The 18,781-nt window shown below is 56.6% G+C and carries 13 protein-coding genes; 5 read left to right on the top strand and 8 right to left on the bottom strand.

Annotated elements, in window-relative coordinates:
* Window positions 1-64 precede the first annotated feature (64 nt).
* Window positions 65-403: a P-II family nitrogen regulator gene (locus tag ACR0EK_RS11625; protein ID WP_209507249.1), complete on the top strand. Its 339-nt coding sequence runs from the start codon at window positions 65-67 to the stop codon at window positions 401-403.
* 33 nt (window positions 404-436) lie between these two features.
* Window positions 437-1,762 (top strand): ammonium transporter, encoded by a 1,326-nt coding sequence (locus ACR0EK_RS11620; protein ID WP_480900065.1) that lies wholly within the window; start codon window positions 437-439, stop codon window positions 1,760-1,762.
* Between the two features lie 72 nt (window positions 1,763-1,834).
* Here the strand turns inward: ACR0EK_RS11620 and ACR0EK_RS11615 are convergent, their stop codons facing one another.
* The 4 genes from ACR0EK_RS11615 to ACR0EK_RS11600 all read right to left on the bottom strand — a co-directional run bounded on the left by ACR0EK_RS11615 (window position 1,835) and on the right by ACR0EK_RS11600 (window position 4,796).
* Window positions 1,835-3,019, bottom strand: a complete 1,185-nt coding sequence (locus ACR0EK_RS11615) for an amino acid aminotransferase (protein WP_480488174.1) — start codon at window positions 3,017-3,019, stop codon at window positions 1,835-1,837.
* Window positions 3,019-3,873, bottom strand: coding sequence for a 3-mercaptopyruvate sulfurtransferase (sseA, locus tag ACR0EK_RS11610; protein WP_480488175.1), 855 nt, complete (start codon window positions 3,871-3,873; stop codon window positions 3,019-3,021). The genes ACR0EK_RS11615 and sseA overlap by 1 nt, the downstream gene beginning before the upstream one ends.
* A 93-nt stretch (window positions 3,874-3,966) precedes the next feature.
* Window positions 3,967-4,236, bottom strand: a complete 270-nt coding sequence (locus tag ACR0EK_RS11605; protein WP_480483876.1) for a CBU_0592 family membrane protein — start codon at window positions 4,234-4,236, stop codon at window positions 3,967-3,969.
* Window positions 4,233-4,796 (bottom strand): helix-turn-helix domain-containing protein, encoded by a 564-nt coding sequence (locus tag ACR0EK_RS11600; protein WP_480483875.1) that lies wholly within the window; start codon window positions 4,794-4,796, stop codon window positions 4,233-4,235. The genes ACR0EK_RS11605 and ACR0EK_RS11600 overlap by 4 nt, the downstream gene beginning before the upstream one ends.
* A gap of 108 nt (window positions 4,797-4,904) precedes the next feature.
* Here ACR0EK_RS11600 and ilvD point away from each other — a divergent pair, with 108 nt between their 5' ends.
* Window positions 4,905-6,737, top strand: coding sequence for a dihydroxy-acid dehydratase (ilvD, locus tag ACR0EK_RS11595; RefSeq protein WP_480967824.1), 1,833 nt, complete (start codon window positions 4,905-4,907; stop codon window positions 6,735-6,737).
* 128 nt (window positions 6,738-6,865) lie between these two features.
* On the opposite strand, the gene ACR0EK_RS11590 is transcribed toward ilvD, so the two are convergent.
* Window positions 6,866-7,684, bottom strand: a complete 819-nt coding sequence (locus ACR0EK_RS11590) for a sulfotransferase family protein (RefSeq protein WP_267364226.1) — start codon at window positions 7,682-7,684, stop codon at window positions 6,866-6,868.
* Window positions 7,685-7,827: 143 nt separating this feature from the next.
* Between ACR0EK_RS11590 and ACR0EK_RS11585 the strand changes: the two genes are divergently transcribed.
* Both ACR0EK_RS11585 and ACR0EK_RS11580 read left to right on the top strand, forming a co-directional pair.
* Entirely contained in the window at window positions 7,828-9,405 is a 1,578-nt protein-coding gene (locus ACR0EK_RS11585; protein WP_480967823.1) for a DUF5928 domain-containing protein, read from the top strand.
* A gap of 317 nt (window positions 9,406-9,722) precedes the next feature.
* The gene (locus tag ACR0EK_RS11580; RefSeq protein WP_480967822.1) at window positions 9,723-13,322 is read left to right on the top strand and encodes a flavoprotein; all 3,600 of its coding nucleotides are present in this window, start codon (window positions 9,723-9,725) and stop codon (window positions 13,320-13,322) included.
* On the opposite strand, the gene ACR0EK_RS11575 is transcribed toward ACR0EK_RS11580, so the two are convergent.
* The 3 genes from ACR0EK_RS11575 to ACR0EK_RS11565 form a co-directional block, all read right to left on the bottom strand.
* Entirely contained in the window at window positions 13,319-14,482 is a 1,164-nt protein-coding gene (locus tag ACR0EK_RS11575) for a hypothetical protein (RefSeq protein WP_480520108.1), read from the bottom strand. The two genes, ACR0EK_RS11580 and ACR0EK_RS11575, sit on opposite strands and share 4 nt — an antisense overlap.
* A 20-nt stretch (window positions 14,483-14,502) precedes the next feature.
* Entirely contained in the window at window positions 14,503-17,778 is a 3,276-nt protein-coding gene (locus ACR0EK_RS11570) for an ATP-binding protein (RefSeq protein ID WP_480967821.1), read from the bottom strand.
* Window positions 17,779-17,874: 96 nt separating this feature from the next.
* The gene (locus tag ACR0EK_RS11565; RefSeq protein ID WP_480967820.1) at window positions 17,875-18,780 is read right to left on the bottom strand and encodes a LysR family transcriptional regulator; all 906 of its coding nucleotides are present in this window, start codon (window positions 18,778-18,780) and stop codon (window positions 17,875-17,877) included.
* Window position 18,781 lies beyond the last annotated feature (1 nt).

Raw genomic sequence — 18,781 nt, 5'->3', positions numbered from 1 at the left:
CGGCGCGCTTTTTTTCTGCAGGTGCAAACAAGCCGGTCCCACCGGACAATCAGAGGGGAAAGACGTGAAACTGATCATTGCGACAATCAAGCCGTTCAAGCTGGAGGAGGTGCGCGAAGCACTGACCGAGGCTGGCGTGCGCGGCATGATGGTAACCGAGATCAAGGGCTTCGGCTCGCAGTCCGGTCACACCGAAATCTATCGTGGTGCCGAATATGCGGTGAACTTCGTGCCCAAGATCAAGCTTGAGATCGTGGTGCCTGCGACAATGGCCGACCAGATCGTCGAGACCATCACCAAAACCGCCAAAACCGGCAAGATCGGTGACGGCAAGATTTTTGTCCTCGATGTCGAACAGGCGATGCGTGTGCGTACCGGGGAAACCAACGAGGACGCGCTGTAAGTGCGCCCACTCACAATCATTCGAGGACTGACAATGAACCTGATGAAATCTCTCATCCCTGCCGCCGCCATTGTTGCGCTGCCGCAGATGGGTCTTACGCAAGAGGCCGCCGCAACCGGCGAAGCGGCACAGCACACCCAGTATATCTTTACCACGCTGCTGTTTCTGATGGCGGGCTTTCTTGTTTTCTTCATGGCCGCAGGTTTCGCCATGCTGGAAGGCGGTCTGGTACGATCCAAGAACGTTGCCATGCAGATGATCAAGAACGTGGCATTGTTTTCATTTGCCGCAATCATGTACTGGCTGATCGGGTTCAACCTGATGTATCCCGGCGACGGTTGGTCCATCACGGGCTGGCTTGGCCCGTTCTTCTCGACCACAACGCTTGATGCGGTTGGTGTTGCGCCGGCGGATGCGGCACTGGACTATGCTTCGGTCGGTTCAGACTTCTTCTTCCAGCTTGTGTTCGTGGCCGCGACCGCATCCATCGTTTCCGGCGCCGTGGCGGAACGGATCAAGCTTTGGCCCTTTCTGATCTTCGTCATCGTGCTGACAGGCATCATGTACCCGATTTCCGGTTCATGGAAATGGGGCGGCGGCTGGCTGGATGCCAAGGGCTTCGCGGACTTTGCCGGTTCGACCATCGTACACTCGGTCGGTGGCTGGGCTGCGCTGGCAGGGGCCCTTATCCTGGGCCCGCGGATCGGCAAGTACAAAGATGGCAAAGTTCACCCGATGCCCGGCTCTAACCTGGCGCTGGCGACCCTGGGAACGTTCATCCTGTGGCTGGGTTGGTTCGGATTCAACGGCGGCTCGCAGCTGGCGATGGGAACAGTGGGTGATGTATCGGACGTGTCACGCATCTTTGCCAACACCAACATGGCGGCTGCTTCGGGCTCGGTTGCAGCGCTGATCCTGACTCAGGTTCTGTACAGGAAGCCCGACCTGACGATGGTGCTGAACGGCGCGCTGGCGGGTCTGGTCTCGATCACGGCCGAACCGCTGGCCCCAACCCTGTTCGGTGCCCTGTGGATCGGTGCCGTGGGTGGTATTATCGTGGTCTTCGCGGTCCCGATGCTGGACAAGTTCAAGATCGATGATGTTGTCGGTGCCATCCCGGTCCACCTGTTCTGTGGCATCTGGGGCACCATCGCCGTCGTCTTCTACGGTGACGCAAGCCTGGGCGCGCAGCTACTGGGCATCGTCGCATACGGCGTTTTCACCTTTGTCGGCGCACTGATCCTGTGGACGATCCTGAAATCCACCGTCGGCATCCGTGTCAGCGAAGAGGATGAGATCAACGGCCTCGACATGGCGGAACTGGGAATGGAAGCATACCCCGAATTCTCGAAAGGCTAAGCCTTGCCGCCACCTGACAAAAAAACCCGGGCGTTCGCGCCCGGGTTTCCGTTTCGAATGTCGCGTCGGCGTTTAAACCCCGACATCCACAATTGCTTTGGCCAAAATCGGCACAGTCGCTGCGTTCAGCCCGGCAATGTTCAGGCGACTGTCGCCGACCATGTAGATACCGTGTTCAACGCGCAGTTTCTCGACCAGTTCCGGTGCCGCCCCAAGACGCGAGAACATTCCGCGGTGCTGGGCGATGAACCCAAACCGGTCGGATCCGGCCAGACGCTGCAACTCGTCAGCCAATTGCTGGCGCAGGCCCAGCATGGACAGCCGAACCTCTTCCAGTTCAGTTGCCCAGTCTGCCCGCAACGCCTCATCCATAAGAATGGTCGTCACCACGCGCGCGCCGTGGTCAGGCGGGAAGGAATAGTTCTGGCGATTCAAAAACGCCAGCGTGGCCTGATTCAACGCCGTTTCAGCCGCGTTGTCACTGACGGCCATCAGCAACCCGGTGCGCTCGCGATAAACGCCGAAGTTTTTGGAACATGACGCCGCAATCAGACATTCCTTTACCGATGAGGCCACCAGCCGCACGCCTTGCGCATCCTCTTCCAGACCGTCACCGAAACCCTGATAGGCAATGTCGATCATCGCAACGAGGCCCAGCGCATTGATCAGGTTCACAACCTCCTGCCATTGCACCATGTTCAGATTGGCACCGGTCGGATTGTGGCAGCAGCCATGTAGCAAAACCACGTCACCCGCTTTGGCGGATTTCAGGTCTGCGATCATCCCATCGAAATCGACGCCCCGGGTCTCTTCATCGAAGTAACGATACTGAACGGTTTCCATCCCCAGGTAATTCAGGATCGACAGATGGTTGGGCCAGGTCGGGTTCGACACAAACACACGTGCCGAAGGGTTCGCCATCCGGATCAACTCGAACGCCTGACGGCAGGCGCCGGTGCCTCCGGGTGTCGCCACTGCGGCGATGTTGCCACGCGGCACCGAAGTACCCAAAATCAATCCGATCATCGCATCCGCATAGGCCGGATCACCGGCCAGACCGGTATAGGCCTTGGTTTCCTGTTCTTCCCAGATGCGCTGTTCGGCGGCTTTCACCGCGCGCATCACCGGCGTCACGCCTTCGGCATTCTTGTAAACACCAACACCCAGATCGATCTTCTGATCACGCGGGTCTTCGCGGTACATCTGCATCAGCGCCAGAATCTTGTCGGCGGGCTGCGGTTTCAGGTTCTCGAACATCAGTTCTCTCCGGTTGCGACGGGCAGGGTCGGGAAGGCACCCCATTCAGCCCAGGAGCCGTCATAAAGCGAGTGGTCTTTCTTGCCCATGCGTTCCAACGCAAGGCTGAGAATGGCGGCCGTGACACCCGAACCGCAAGAGGTGATCGCCGGCTTAGACAGATCGACGCCTGCAGCCTCGAATATGGCGCGGCAGTCCTCGGGCGACTTCATTGTTCCGTTGGCGTTCAACAACTGCCCAAAGGGCACATTGCGCGAGCCCGGAATATGGCCCGAACGCAGCCCTTCGCGCGGCTCGGGTGCGGTTCCGGCAAATCGGTCGGCCGAGCGGGCATCGATGATTTCGTGATCCGCCAGCTTGGCGGCGGCGGAAACTTGCGTGACGTCCCGGACAAGCTGGTTTTGCACGCGAACGGTCATGTGGCGGTCGCGAATGACCGGAGGCAGATCCTCGATCTCGCGCCCCTCGGCCTGCCATTTTGGCAAACCCCCATCCAGAACCGCGATGTTTTCCTGCCCCATAAGACGGAACAGCCACCAAACGCGCGCTGCGGACATCAGCCCGGCACCATCATAAACCACAACCTGATGACCATCACCGACACCCATGGCCCGCAGGCGTGACATGAATTTTTCGACCGGTGGCGCCATATGAGGCAAGTCGGAACGGTGATCTGATATCTCATCAATATCGAAGAACCGTGCTCCGGGGATATGCCCGGCATCATATTCGGCCTTGGCATCACGGTTTTGCGCGGGCAAATACCACGACCCGTCCAGAATCCGCAGATCCGGGTCTTTCATATGCGCGGCCAGCCATTCGGTGGATACGAGGGTTTTTGGATCGTCCTGCATCAAAGCCTCCCCTAAGCGAGCTTGGGGTTTCCCTATACCCCGTGGCATGGGCGTTCAAGGCTGGATAGCGCTAGCGCTTGTTGACCTCAGGAATTATCGCGCCTTGCGCAGGCGGAAATGCTGGATGATGCCGATGACACTGATCACAATCCAAAACCCTTCGATCAGCATCGAGGCCAGATTGAAATTCTCAAGCAGCGAAAAGACGATCAGGACAGACCCCAGCAGGTTGATCACCGGAAAGGCCAGGTCATCGGAATTCATCATCCGCATCTGCGTCGCGAAATACGCCGCCACCACGATCAGCGCCCCGAATGAGCCGATGGCATCCACGATGGTAAGTGTGTCAAAGATAGCCGTCATATCTGGGCCGTGCCATTTTCAGGAGATTCAGTGTGTTGCGCATAGTGATGCATGTTTAGAAACGCGGCTCCTTGCGAACCGGCGCGATACCCGTGCGGCAGGTCCGCAGCAAAGCGCAACCCCTGCCCGGCCTGTAAGGGCACCCATTCCTCGCCACGCAGAATTTCCAAAGTACCGCTGAGGACAAATACTTCCTCGGTCACCCCGGCGGCATGAGCCGGGGATTCGTGGCTTTGGTTCGCGGCAAGGTTCACGTGAAAAGTCTCGGCTCCCAGTGCGGGATCGAAGGGAAAGACGATCTTGACCTCGATACTGCCGGGAAAGGTTACAGTCTGAAAGACCGATGGATCGCCCAGCGTTGTGTCGATCAACCCGCTGAGCGGTATCTGAAAGCCTTTGGCGATTTTCCAAAGCGTGGCGATCGTTGGGCTCGATTCGCCGCGCTCAATCTGGCCAAGCATGGCTTTGCTGACCCCGGTCATCTCGGCGACTTTGGACAGGCTCAACCCCGAAGCTGTCCGCACATCCCGTAATTTCAGCGTAATGTCGTCCATAGCCATACCCGCGCCCTGCGATTTACCTTGTACGTTATAACGCACATGTGCTACGTGCGCTATAACGTACGAACCCCGAATTATGCAACCCGAGGCAACAGGGAAAACAGCATCATGCCAATGTACCGATCCAGAACCTCTACCCATGGCCGCAACATGGCTGGCGCACGTGGCCTTTGGCGGGCCACAGGTATGGGTGACGACGATTTCGGCAAACCGATCATCGCCATCGTCAACTCATTCACCCAGTTTGTGCCGGGTCACGTGCATCTGAAGGACCTGGGCCAGATGGTCGCGCGCGAGGTCGAAGCCGCAGGTGGCGTGGCGAAAGAGTTCAACACGATCGCCGTGGATGACGGTATCGCCATGGGCCATGACGGGATGCTGTATTCGCTGCCCTCACGCGAAGTGATCGCGGATTCGGTCGAATATATGGTCAACGCCCATTGTGCGGACGCTATGGTCTGCATTTCGAACTGCGACAAGATCACTCCCGGCATGCTGATGGCCGCCATGCGTCTGAACATCCCGGCCATTTTCGTCTCAGGCGGTCCGATGGAAGCGGGCAAGATCGACATCGCCGATCTGGAAGCCAAGAAGATTGACCTTGTGGACGCTATGGTGGCCGCTGCGAACGACAAGTTCACCGACGAACAGGTTCAGCACATCGAAGAAAACGCCTGCCCCACATGTGGTTCATGTTCGGGCATGTTCACCGCGAATTCGATGAATTGTCTGGCCGAGGCGCTGGGTCTGGCCCTGCCGGGTAACGGCTCGACTCTGGCGACGCACGCAGACCGCAAAGAACTGTTCCTTGAAGCCGGCCGCAGGATCGTCGAGATTACCAAGCGCCATTACGATCTGGATGAAAAAGGCTTTCTGCCCCGTGAGATTGCCACCTTTGATGCGTTCGAAAATGCCATGAGCCTTGATATCGCCATGGGTGGATCGACCAACACGGTGCTGCACCTGCTGGCCATCGCGCATGAGGGTGAAGTTGACTTCACCATGGCCGATATGGACCGCCTCAGCCGTCGTGTTCCCTGCCTCTGCAAAGTCGCGCCCAACACCGAAAATGTGCATATGGAAGACGTCCACCGTGCCGGTGGTATCTTCTCGATCCTGGGTGAACTCAGCCGCGCGGGCCTGCTGCACAACGAATGCAGCACGGTGCATTCGGCCACGATGGGCGAGGCGATTGCCAACTGGGACATCACCATCGCCAACAACCCCAAGGCACAGGAACTGTTCAAGGCCGCCCCCGGCGGTGTGCGCACCACACAGGCGTTCAGCCAGTCGAACCGGTTCAAGGAACTGGACACTGATCGCAAGGGCGGCGTGATCCGGTCCAAGGAACACGCGTTCAGTCAGGACGGTGGTCTGGCGGTTCTGTTCGGCAACATCGCCCGCGACGGCTGCATCGTGAAAACCGCTGGTGTGGATGGCAATATTCTGCAATTCACCGGCTCGGCTTACGTGTGCGAAAGCCAGGATCAGGCAGTCAGCGATATTCTCACTGGCAAGGTGAAAGAGGGCGACGTGGTGGTGATCCGCTATGAAGGCCCGCGTGGCGGTCCGGGGATGCAGGAAATGCTGTACCCGACATCCTATCTGAAATCGAAGGGTCTGGGCAAAGCCTGCGCCCTGCTAACCGACGGGCGGTTTTCGGGTGGAACATCCGGTCTGTCGATCGGCCATGTCTCACCCGAGGCGGCTGAAGGCGGAGAGATTGGTCTGGTCCAGAATGGCGACACGATTGAAATCGACATCCCCAACCGCTCGATCAATCTGGCCGTCTCAGATGAAGAGCTTGCCGCCCGGCGCGAAGCACAGGACGCAAAAGGCTGGGTGCCTGCTGCGCCGCGCAAACGCAAGGTGTCTACTGCGCTGAAGGCCTATGCCAAGCTGACCACCAGCGCGGCAAAAGGTGCCGTACGCCAAGTCTAAACTGACACATTACCGGTCTGCTGACGCGGCAGACCGGTAACCCGATCATGCACAGGCGCTCTCGGGCTAAACCAGAGCAGATGTTTCGCATGAAACGTTGACAGTGGACGGGGCGTCCTGCCTTAAGATCAATCGCCCAGCTTGGCGTGAATTTCGTCCAGATCGATTTCGCCGATCGGCATCTTGTTGGCCGGGTTTTCGAAATCGTATTTGAACAACTCGAAATCCTGCTTGTAGATCTCATAGACCAGATGCATCGACAGGTCGTCGAAATAATCCTCGACCGGATGTGCGCGCTTGGGGCCATGGCCTTCGGATTCGTTGAACCGGGGTATTTCGGACAGCGAAATAGAGTGCTTCAGCTTGGTATTGTCCAAGACACCCTGCATCCCGTCGTTGAACGCTTCGGTCCAGAAGATCCGATCATAACGGCCACCGTTCACGATGAAGGTCGACACGTGACCAGACATGGCCGACCAGTGAATGTCCGGGTCCATCGGGCGTCGCCAGCGGATGGTATCCCGCGCAAACAGCAGGAACCGGCGAAAGCTGGCGATTTGGTCAAACTCTCCCTTGCCATCGTCACCGCCCACCTCGATCCCGTAATTGTAGATCAGCGTCGGCACCAGATTGCCACGATACCGTTTGCCGTTGCGCTGAATCCCGCAGATCTTGTCGAAAAACGAGCTCAGAATACGCGTGTATGGGTTGCGCACACAGGTAAAGGAATACGAAGCATGATCGCGCACATTTTTGGAAATCAGATCCTGGCTCTGATCAAAGGCCCATTTGTGCATGCCATCCTTGGCGTCATGGATGTCACCGTCAAAGAACTGGCCGTGATCCGAATAATACATGATCTGCCCAATGGTCGAGCAGGCGCATTTGGGCACGACGCGGTACACCATGCTTTCGCTCTCGGTCATCCAGGTACCGGGAAAACCCATCTGCTGTGCCTCCTACGCTGGTCTGGTCTCAAACCGATATGCCAGCTTTTGATAACAAGGAACCAAAATTATTCTGTTTATTCAATCGCTCATCCTCAGTATCACGGTTGAAACCGGGCAGAAACGGAAATTACCTAACCTCGATGGCGAAGATTGCTTATATATTGCTATGCCATAAGGACCCTGATGCAATCATTGCACAGGCTGAACAGCTGACCGCTGCGGGCGATTGCATGGCTATTCACTTTGACGCCCGTGCCAGCGCCGAAGCCTACGGGCGCATTCGTTCCGCGCTGGATCAAAATCCGAACGTGACCTTTGCCAAAAGGCGTATCAAATGCGGCTGGGGAGAATGGTCGCTGGTGCAGGCCACGCTGAACGCCTTGCAGGCTGCTGTCGAAACCTTCCCCCGCGCCACGCATTTTTACATGCTGTCCGGTGATTGCATGGCGATCAAAACGGCAGAATACACCCATCGGTTTCTGGATAATCACGACAAGGATTTCATTGAAAGCCACGACTTTTTCGAAAGCGACTGGATCAAGACCGGCATGAAAGAAGACCGGCTAATCTATCGCCATTATTTCAATGAACGCACCCAGCCGAAACTATTCTACGCTGCCTATGAAACGCAGAAGCGTTTCGGGCTGACGCGGCGAATTCCCGAAGACCTTCAGGTTATGATAGGCAGCCAATGGTGGTGTCTGCGCCGCCGAACGGTCGAGATGATTCTGGACTTCCTGCGACAGCGCAGGGACGTGATCCGGTTTTTTGCGACCACCTGGATACCCGATGAAACCTTCTTTCAAACGCTGGTACGCCATCTGATCCCGAAGGGTGAAATCGAAAACCGTACACCGACATTCCTGATGTTTTCGGATTATGGAATGCCCGTCACGTTCTACAACGATCACTATGACATGCTTCTGGGTCAGGACTATTTGTTTGCCCGCAAGATCAGCCCAGAGGCGCATGAACTGAAAGAGCGTCTCGGCTCACTTTACGCGAGTGAGGGCATCGATTTTTCCATCTCGAACGAGGGGCGCAGTCTGTATGCGTTTCTGGCCGGCCGGGGGCGCATCGGGCGCCGGTTCGGGCAACGTTTCTGGGAGGCCGGAAGTGTTCTGGGCCCCGACCGAGAGCTGTTTGTGATCGTGTGCAAGAAGTGGCATGTCGCCAAAAGGCTGGTCGATCAGATCGCGTCTGAAACAGATATCCCCTGCGTCGAATACCTGTTTAACGAAGAGGAAACTCAACTGCCTGATCTGGGCGGTATTGAAACGACGCTGACCAAGCGCTCGCGCCATCGGCGGGCCGTTGTACGAATGCTTTTCGAAAGTTTCGGATCAAACCAGTTGGTTCTGTGCCTCGACCCGGCCAATCTGGACGTAGTTCAGGATTTCAGCGGTGATCAGGCCAAAACCCATGTGCTTGAGGTCGAATGCGAATATTCGGACGAATACCTAATCGGACATGCGCGCCGCGTCGGCTTGGCGGGGGACAACAGCCCGGTCGAGACTGTTTCCCATCTGCTGCCGACACTTCGCAACGATCTGAGTTACGAGTCCCAACAAATCCGCGCCGCCGGTTTGGACAATTACCTGCGACTGCGGGAAACCGCCCAGCGCGCCGAAAACGTAGCTGTCATATCCGAATTTCTAGGGGTGGACGAAGAAAAGGCCAGCGTGGTGATGCGGCTGGACTACCTGTTCGCCGATTAAACGGAAGATCAGCCTGAAATCCGACAGCTTTTCGGCCCCCTTCGGTGCATAAGGTGCACCGCATATTTGCCTGCCGGAGCGGACGGCCTAAACCCAACATCACTGCCATCGTGATTTTTATTCAAAAATCGGATACTGTGCAGCCAATTGGGCCAATTTGCTTATACTTTTTCTCTTTGGCAGGCCGGCCCTGGCCAGTGAAAGGCAAAAACAGACGCGTCCTTAATTCTGAATGACGGGTATCTGCGCATCGAAAACCCGAAAGCCCCTGCTGGCCGCAATTAGACATTTGAAACGCAACTCCGGGGGGAACAGTTGTGCTTATAGATCAAATTGAAACATCCAGATCATATATCCCAAATGACGCAGACTGGAACCTGATATACAAGGTTCTGCCGGGCGAGGCCAAGATTGCCGACCCGTCAGTCATCAACCGTCATTTCGAATGTATCGAGGTGACCGACAACACGGTTCTGCCAGCAAGCGGCATGTATGTTGTTCTGCGCGGTGTGGTTCAGCTGCGGCAGAACGGTAATCCTTTGGCCAGCGCGGATGTCGGTGACTATTTCTATGAAGAGCACCTTCAGATATCAGACATTCCCGTCAGCCTCGAAGCGCTCGCGCTGGACGGATCGCGGGTGGCTTTTCTGTCCAGCGAGAACTGGCGTCAGATACCAGAGGAAATCCGGCAACCCTGCTTCGCCACGATGTTCGGCGATCTGGTCAGTGTTCAATTGCAGAACTTCCAGCAGCCGATCAATTGTTGCAGCGTGACGGCTGCCGCCCTCAGCATGTCCGCGTTGGGCTTCAGTTGCGAAGTGAACGACATTTTCCGTGAATGCGCGCTGCCTTCGTCTTTCGTCGTCAATGACGGTATCTCACTGGGTGAGCTGTTTGACGTCGCCTGTACCTACATTCATTCGCAGGGCTTGCGGGACAGTGTTCAGGTTCAGGCCTATTTCATGGACGAGGACACGACAAACGTGCAGCTGTTGCTGGATGCGATTGACGAATCCAACCGGCTGGGTGGTGACAATGATATTCTGGTGGCGAATTTTCAGGTCGGCGTCGCCCATGGCAAAGCGAATATGCCGGGCGGGCATTTTGCCGTAATCGCCAAGTGCAACCCAAGCACTGGGCTGGTGCACATGATGGACGTACATCCTGAGAAATACGGCAAGCTTTGGGTTACAACCGCAGACCGGCTTTGGAAGGCGATGTCGGACCGTGACGGAACCTCGATGCGGTCGCGTGGCATTTTGCGCTTCTCGGCGCGTGCCGCGGTCAAGACGCATCTGAAGACATTCAAGCAACGATGCAACTATGTCGACAGCACGCTCTATCTGGCAAAAGACCCCAAGAAACGGCGCAACCTGTTCCGCCGCGCCACTCCGAACATGAACTCCTTAGGTGTGTTGGTGGAAAGCCTGGCCATTCACGGCGATGACAAGGTGGACGAAGACGAGCTGCTGCGGGCCACCGAAGCCTCTTTCACGGATGTTGTCTCACGGGTGGCCACGGCCGCGGACATGCACAACATGGCCCAGAAATATCTGAACGCGGCTGAAAACATACACCTGAGCAGTTCACTTCGCAGTTTCGGAACGCGCGAGGACACATCGATCGATACCCCCGAAGACTGGTTCAAGATGCAACTTCAGGGCCTGGACGCCAACACGGACCGTCACCTGATGATCAATATCGACTTTAATCGGGTCACCGGGATCGAAGCCATCCGCCCGCCGGTAAACGTTTACCGGGAAACCGCGTTGCTCGAAGAATTCTGGTGCCTGTGTATCGCATATGATGAAGCAACCGACCTTGTGACGATCGTCGACATGAGCCCCGCAACGTCACAGGTCTGGCAAGCCCCTCGTGGCAACATCTTCCGCGGGCTACGCGATCTGGAAAACCCGGCGTTGCTGGTGATCGAAACGGTTGAGCCGCCCGAAGACCCCGGAGATGTCACCAGCATTATCCGGAACAACCCCATGGTTCTGTTTTATGAAGATGAAGACCCGTGGTCCTACATGCTCAGAAGTGTTCTTTCGAACATCGGTGCGACCAGCGTAAAGCAGGTGGATGTGGGCGGTCGCGACCCCAACGCGATAAAGATGCGACGTCAGCTGATATCTTTAGGTGAAAAACCCAAAGTTCCCTACCTGTTTTTCCAAGGCCAATGCATCAGCAAAGGCGAAAAGCTGGAAGACATTGTGGACATGATCAAGGCGGGTCACCTTCAGGACCGCATGATCGAAGCGGGTCTTCCCGTTTCCAAGCTTGAAGAGACGCCCAGCCTGAACAAGAACATGTTCGGCTATCCCAAAGGTGTGATGAACCAGGTAAGCAGCGGCAAACGCAACGTGCTGCTTTGTGCCTGCGGATCATCAGCGGCAGACAAGATCCCCGAACTGGTTGAGCGCATCGTCGACGCCGGACACAATGTCAAACTGATCCCTTCCACTTCGGCCGAGAAGTTCTTTCGGGACTTCGGCGCTGAACGGATCGACGCCAAGATCACCCATAACGACTACTACCGCGACGATGATGAATGGAACTTCCGTTACATGGAATTCGACATGCCGGTGCGAGCGTCTCATCTGGCGCTATGCGACTGGGCCGATTGCGTGATCGTCGCTCCTATCACCTGCAACACCATGGGCAAAGTGGCAAACGGGATCGCCGATAACCTTCTGACCTCGGTCTTTGTGGCGTGGCAGTACCAGAAGAAGCCCGTGATCCTGTGCCCGGCCTGTAACACGAATATGTGGAACAACATCACCACCCAGAACAATGTCGCAAGACTGAAGACGCTGGGCATTGATTTCATAGGTCCCCGGGAAGGCCGGCTGTCAAACGGTCGGATGGGGATTGGCATGATGGCCACACCTGACCAGATCATGGAAGCATTGGGCGAAGCGTTCGAAGAACTGGACGACCAAAAATACCGCGTGTGCAAATGGGCCCGAGAGGCTGCCGCCGCTGATGATATCAATGAATGGAAACGTGTGTTCCGCGCCATCGATGAAGGTGTCGTGGGCATCAATATCGTGGACGAGGCCCACGGCGATTCATTGCTGCATTATGCGGCCGGTGGCGAAGGAGAGTTGAACGAAGGCGGTCACGATCTGGGCAAGCCAGACTATGAAGCGGCACAGGATTTGATTGACCGCGATATCGACGTCAATATCGTCAACGATCACGGTTTCACGGCATTGCATGTGGCTGTGATGAACAAAGCCCCAAGGATGGTCGACATCCTGTTGCGCGCCAAAGGCATGGATGCAACCTCGTGCATTGAATTTGTTCAGGGCGTGGATATCGCACCCGAAATCCGGACCATGCTGGATGCTTGGGCGCAGGATCACAATCTTAAGATAAAAGATGCGGAACAGGGACGTGACGAAACCTTTATTGCCGTTCAGGAACCCACCTATCTGTATTTCACATACGGCTCCCTGAAACAGGGGTTCCCGAACCATGAGGCTCACAGCCGGGTCTTGAATGACTTTGTCGGGCCTGCCCGCACGCGGCAACCAATGCCGCTGATCGTTCCAAATGAACCCTTCTGCGACAATCCGAACTGTGGCTTCCTGCACCGAATGGCGACCCTTGTCGATCAGCAGGGCATGGGCAAACAAGTAAGCGGAGAGGTTTACCGAGTGACGGAATCGGGCCTGCACGAACTGGACAAACTGGAAGGTTATCATGGTCCGGGCTCGTCCAAGAACGTCTATATCCGCAAAAAGATCAACGTGATCTTGGATGGCGTGATGAAACCCGCCTACGCCTATGTGATCGCCGATCCTGAAAAGTACATGCAAAACTGGCGTGACGGCAAATCAGATGTCATCAGCGACTACACGCTGGATATGGCGCAGGGTGAACCCAAGCCCGGATTCGAGCCGGCTATCTAGTTTTCCACTGTGCTGACTGGTGGCGGTTTCGGGCTTTCCTTGGAACTGAGATTATAGGCCGTGATCACCACCATACAAAGCAGGACGAACGGCCAGAACCCGGCCTTGGGAATAAGGTTGTCCCGATAGTGGATGATCCGCAACGACGTCTCAACGTCAGACGCAAACAGGTATGTATTGACCGAAACTGCCAGCAGCATGAAGTACATCAGGAAAAAGAACGACTCCATATAGATCACAGGAGAACCTGCGAACCCTTCACGCAGCTGCACATGGGCCAACAGGATCACGAAAAACAGAACCGAGCAGGTTCCGATTACACTGGACGTGCTGAAGTCATGCCGATCGGCCAGCCCCTCGCGGCGCGTGACGGTCATCAGCGCCCCAAACAGCAGCATTGTCACGACAAGCAGCGGGACCATGTGCACGATGAACGCGTTTGCGAAATTGCGTTTGATGACAAAGTTATAATGCAGCTCGGGCATGTTGGTTTGATAGGCGTTCTGAGCGATGCCCAACGTCGTATCCAGGCTTGACAACTTATAGTCGAAATAGGTGTTCTCACGTTCCCACGTACCCATCACGATCTGACTGTCGATGCCGAAAATATCATCCGGACCGGTCGCGGAATAAGCCTCAAAGTCAGGAACCAGCGCAACATTGATGTCAAAAGATGCGGGCCAGAAGCGCACCCAGACCGTTTTGTGATCAAAGGGGTAGCGGGTGTAGTCAAAACTCTGCCGAAGGGTTTGTTCAAAATACCACCCGATCAGCAACCCATCTTGTTGCGGCAGCCGATAGGCCTCTTCGATCAGGCCGTTTGCTGTATCGACCGCTTCCGGCAGAAGAAAACCGATCTCACCCTCGGCCGGACGGATCTCATCATGAACACCTGTGATGTAGCGCTGCCAGACGTAACCGGTGACCTGCACGTCGCTGGCACCAAGAAAGCTGAATGATTTTAAGAAGATCCCCGTTTTAACGCGGTAATCCGGCACGGCATCCAGTTTTTCCAGATATGCGTCCACTGATGCCTGATCCGGAAGTTGAGTGGGATCACCCTCAAAATGATTCAGTTCGATCCAAAGTTTGAGCAAGAGACCCCCAAGCCCAAGGGTCAACAAGCCAGAAATCAGCCACACCTTTCTTTCAACGCTCATTCAGCCTCCTGCCGTGTCACCTAATCAGCCAGAAACCCCACTGAACCCAGAAGGGATTGCGTGATACCCATAGCGGCAAACTGCGTTGTCAGATCGGCATACCCCCCGTGTTGTATTGGCGGAGTGTTCTGCTGTCCGCTTTCAGCCAAAAGTCGTGTTTGACAAATGGATAAATCGACCATTGGCAAAGGCTCGGTAGTCGTGAAGGCTGCAAGCCCATCCGCATATTCAATTGCTGCGTCCCAATCGCCGCGCGCCAGCATGACGGCGCTGGCATCCGAGTAAAAGTGCAGGTGACTGTGCCCCACACATCCCTCGGCAATGATTTCAGACCCCAGGTTCAACAAGCGCATTTGCTCATCAGGGTTGGTCTCGGCCATTGCCAGAGCCGACAGAGCCTTGGGCCCTACAAAGTTCCGCCCATGTTCAAGCGCGATTTCAACCGCGCGACGCCCGGTCGTACGCGCGCGGTCTGACTGTCCGGCATAAACCTGTGTTCGCGCCAGGTGTTCAAGGGCCTGCGCCTCAAGACGTTTTGCCCCGACGCGTTCCGCAATTTCGGCTGAAACAATGAACGCGTCCAGCGCCTGATCAAGGTTGCCCAGAAAGGTCTCGGCCACGCCCAGGCAGGTCTGTGCAACGCATTCCGGAACAAAGGCAAAGTACTTTTGCGAGATTTCAATAGCCTCAATGGCGTCCGCCTTGCCCTGTGCGACGTCCCCGGTGTAACTGCGCGCGACGCTGAGATTGTGCAGATTGGCAGCCAGATCGCGGACCAGCCCTTTTTCGCGCGCCCGCTCAACAGCCTGCGTATAAAAGCCTGTCGCTGTCTTCATGGTGGCTTTCATGAAGTTTGCATCACCAAATCCGCTTAGCGCCCCTACCTCAAGGCGGGCAGAGCCAAGTTTGCGGGCAAGCGTCAGGGCGCGTTCATTGGCGCTCAGCGCTTCCTTGTCCCGGCCCAGAGGGAAATAAACATTACCGCGCACGTAGCTGATCTGAGCCACATCCCGCTCTGACCCGCAACGCTCGGCGGCGGATTCAGCCATATCGAGTGCCTCCAGGGCATCCTGATACAGGCTGGCTTGCCGTGCGGCCTGCGCCAGCCCGATATGCGCGCGGCTGATTTGCTCATCGGTTTCGGCAACCCGGGCAGCTTCCCGAAATTCACGCAGTGCGTCGCCGGACAGACCCTGAAGCCTGTGCGTCTCAGCACGAGCGCACAGCAGGTCGAACCGGACACCTGCAGGGGACGGCAGTTCCAGGGCGCGTTCGATCAATGGGCTGGCATCGTCGAATCTGAAGGCCTGGATCAGTTTGTCTGCCGCCTCCAGATACGCCTGCGCGGCGTTATTCGCCCCGGCCCGGTCCAGATGCTGTGCGCACAGGGTCGCATCGCGATCCTCGAACCACTTGGCGGCCTGCCTGTGCAGGCGCGCGCGCTCGGATTTGACCAACGTCGCATAGGATCCATCCCGGATCAGCGCGTGGGCGAACATGAGGTCAGGCCCTGCCTCTCGGACCAGCGCGGATCGGATCAGGCTGGTCGTATCCAGATGCCCTTCACCCAGAATGAAGTTCAGAACTTCTGGCGAGAACCGCTGCCCCAATACCGATGCTGCCTGAATGGCGGCGCGGCTGGTTCGATCAAGTGCATCCAGTCGGGACTGAACGATCCCCTGAATACTGCCGGGCACGCTTTGTTGGGTAAGTACATCCGTATTGCGCAACAACTGTTCAAGAAACAGCGGATTGCCCCCGGCGCGTTTGACACAGGTGTCCAGCAACTCGGGGTCGATGGCCGTGAATTCTTCGACCAACAGTCTGGCCTGTTCTTCCCCCATCGGCGCCAGTTCCATCTTGGACACCAGCGCGCCATCGGTTGCCATTTGCCAGTCCCGGTCAATCGGATCGCCTTCGGCCCGGCTTGTCATCATCAACACGCAAGGGATATTCCGCGTTGCCGCCGCTATATGAGAGCAGGTCATCAGGATCTCGGGCGAGGCCCAGTGGATGTCCTCGATCTGGATCAGCAAGGGGGCTTCCTGGCTGCTGGCCGACAGCAACTCTTCAATGACCTGCCGCCGTCCGCGCAGGCGGGTTTTATTGTCCATCACCGCAAACACCTCAGCCAGACCCGAATCCTGCTCCAGCTCAAGCAGCGCATTGAGGTGCGCGGCGTTCGGGGGGCTGACCCAGCCCCTGGCGATTGCGTCCCTAGCCGCTGCGGCAACTGTTTCCGCGCCATCCGACGGGTCAAGACCCAGAATGCTGCGGGCGACCATCTGAATGGCCGAATGCCCTTCGCGCGCGCCGAAATCCATAACGACACCGTTGTGGATCGTGTAGGACTCGCCGGATGCCAGTTCAGCGACTTGCTCGGACAAATGGGTTTTCCCGATCCCGGGCTCACCCAGAATCACATGGACTTCACCCTTGCCGTGGCGTTTGCATCGGTCGAATGTGGCCGAGAACACCGACAGCTCCCGCTCGCGCCCGATGAATTTGTGACGCCGTGTGCGAATGTTCCGGGCCAATCGATCCAGACGCCAAACTTCGACAGGATCATTCAGCCCTTTGATGACCTTCACACCAATGGATTCGCCCACGAAAAGCGGCCCCAACGCGCGCTGAATGTCATGTGAAACCAGAGTCTCACCCCCAGCGGAAATATCCGTAAGGCGGGACGCCAGATTCACCCCATCCCCTGTAACGGTGTATTCCGTATGCGACTGACTTCCGGTCGTACTGGCAATGACCTGACCTGACGCAATACCGATGTGGCAGGAAAGCGGCGGCGATAAGGTCGGTAGAACTGCATGTATCTCGGCAGCAGCACGCGCCGCCCTTTCGGTGTCATTGGTATGTGAAATCGGCGCTCCGAAAACGGCCATGACCGCATCACCGATATGCTTGTCTATACGACCACCATACTTTTCGACGACATTGTCCACTTTGCTGAAGAATTGATTCAGCAGCGCATGCAGATCTTCTGCATCCAGCTCGCTGGATAGTTTCGTGAATGCGGTCAGATCGGCAAACATCACTGTAACCTGTCGGCGCGCGGGCTCGAGCTGCGCGGCAGGTTCAGGCTCTGCTGATGTTTGGCTGGCATCAATCTGTTCAATGGCGCGCAGTAGCCGCCGCCGATCACCGACAGCCGTCACCCCGATTTCGATCAAATCCTCGGCCGTCAAATCTGGCAGGATGGAGAAATCGATTTTGTTGTCTGCGAAGGCCTGCGCGTACTCGTTTAATCCAATTGCGCTCAGCCAGCCCCTCAGGTCCTGAGACATGTTGCCCCTCTGAAGTCCCCCGCTTCATCCTGGAACCTAGCATGTGCACCGCTTCGAGTCTGCTAAAACCAAATTAATTTGTGATTTTGAGCAGGGTTAATCCGGTACTCGTTCTTGTACCAAGCCAGCATTTCCAAATCCGCTCGTCAGGACATACGAACAGCACGTCTGGGTGATCTCGCGGAAGCGGGCTCTTTCCCGGCGGTAAAGATATACCTCTCGCTTGTCTGGCAAATCTGAAATCGGGCGAAAGGCGACCGCATCCGGGATGAATTGCGCGACGGTCTGCGGCAGGACCGTGATCCACTCGCCTGCCCTGACCGTTGTGATCAGCGAGTGCGTGTTGTGAATGGTGACCTCGGCCCGGTCCAGAATCTTTTTGAACGAGGAGGATTCAATAATGTCGCACAAGGCGTTTCGCACGAAGGGTGCCGCCATCAGGTCACAGATTTCGGGCGGTTTGGCCCGTGTCATAAGCGGATGATCGGATGCTGCAACCAGTCCAAAACGATCCTGAAAAAGCGGCTCGGCACTGACCCCATTCAGGGGATGATGGCCAGATGCAATGCCGATATCCGCCTTGTCCCCGGCAACGGCGTCCAGAACATGTTGCGAATCCCCGTCTCGCAACTCGATCTTCAACCCCGGAAAGCGTGATGTCATATGTCCCAGCAAGGCGGGAAAGACCAAGGCCCCCACCGACGGCACGGATACGATACGGATCAACCCATGTTCCGCCTGCGCCGCCATTTCTATGTTCTGAACAGTCTGATCAAAATCGCGCACCTGTTTGAGAGCAAGGTCCAGAACCTGCTGACCCAGCGGCGACAGGTGATTTTTCCGTTCACCTTCAAACAGTTTCTTGCCCAAGTGATCTTCAAACTGCTTCAGCATCATTGAGACGGCGGATTGTGTCCGACCCAGACGGCTGGCAGCCTCGGCAAGGTTTCCGGTTTGGGCCACGGTACAAAAACACCGCAGCATCTCGACTTTCATCGCCATA

It is taken from the genome of Ruegeria sp. AE4 (assembly GCF_056542185.1).
The sequence above is the reverse complement of the archived record's forward strand: the minus strand, read 5'-3'. Positions and strand labels throughout refer to the sequence as shown.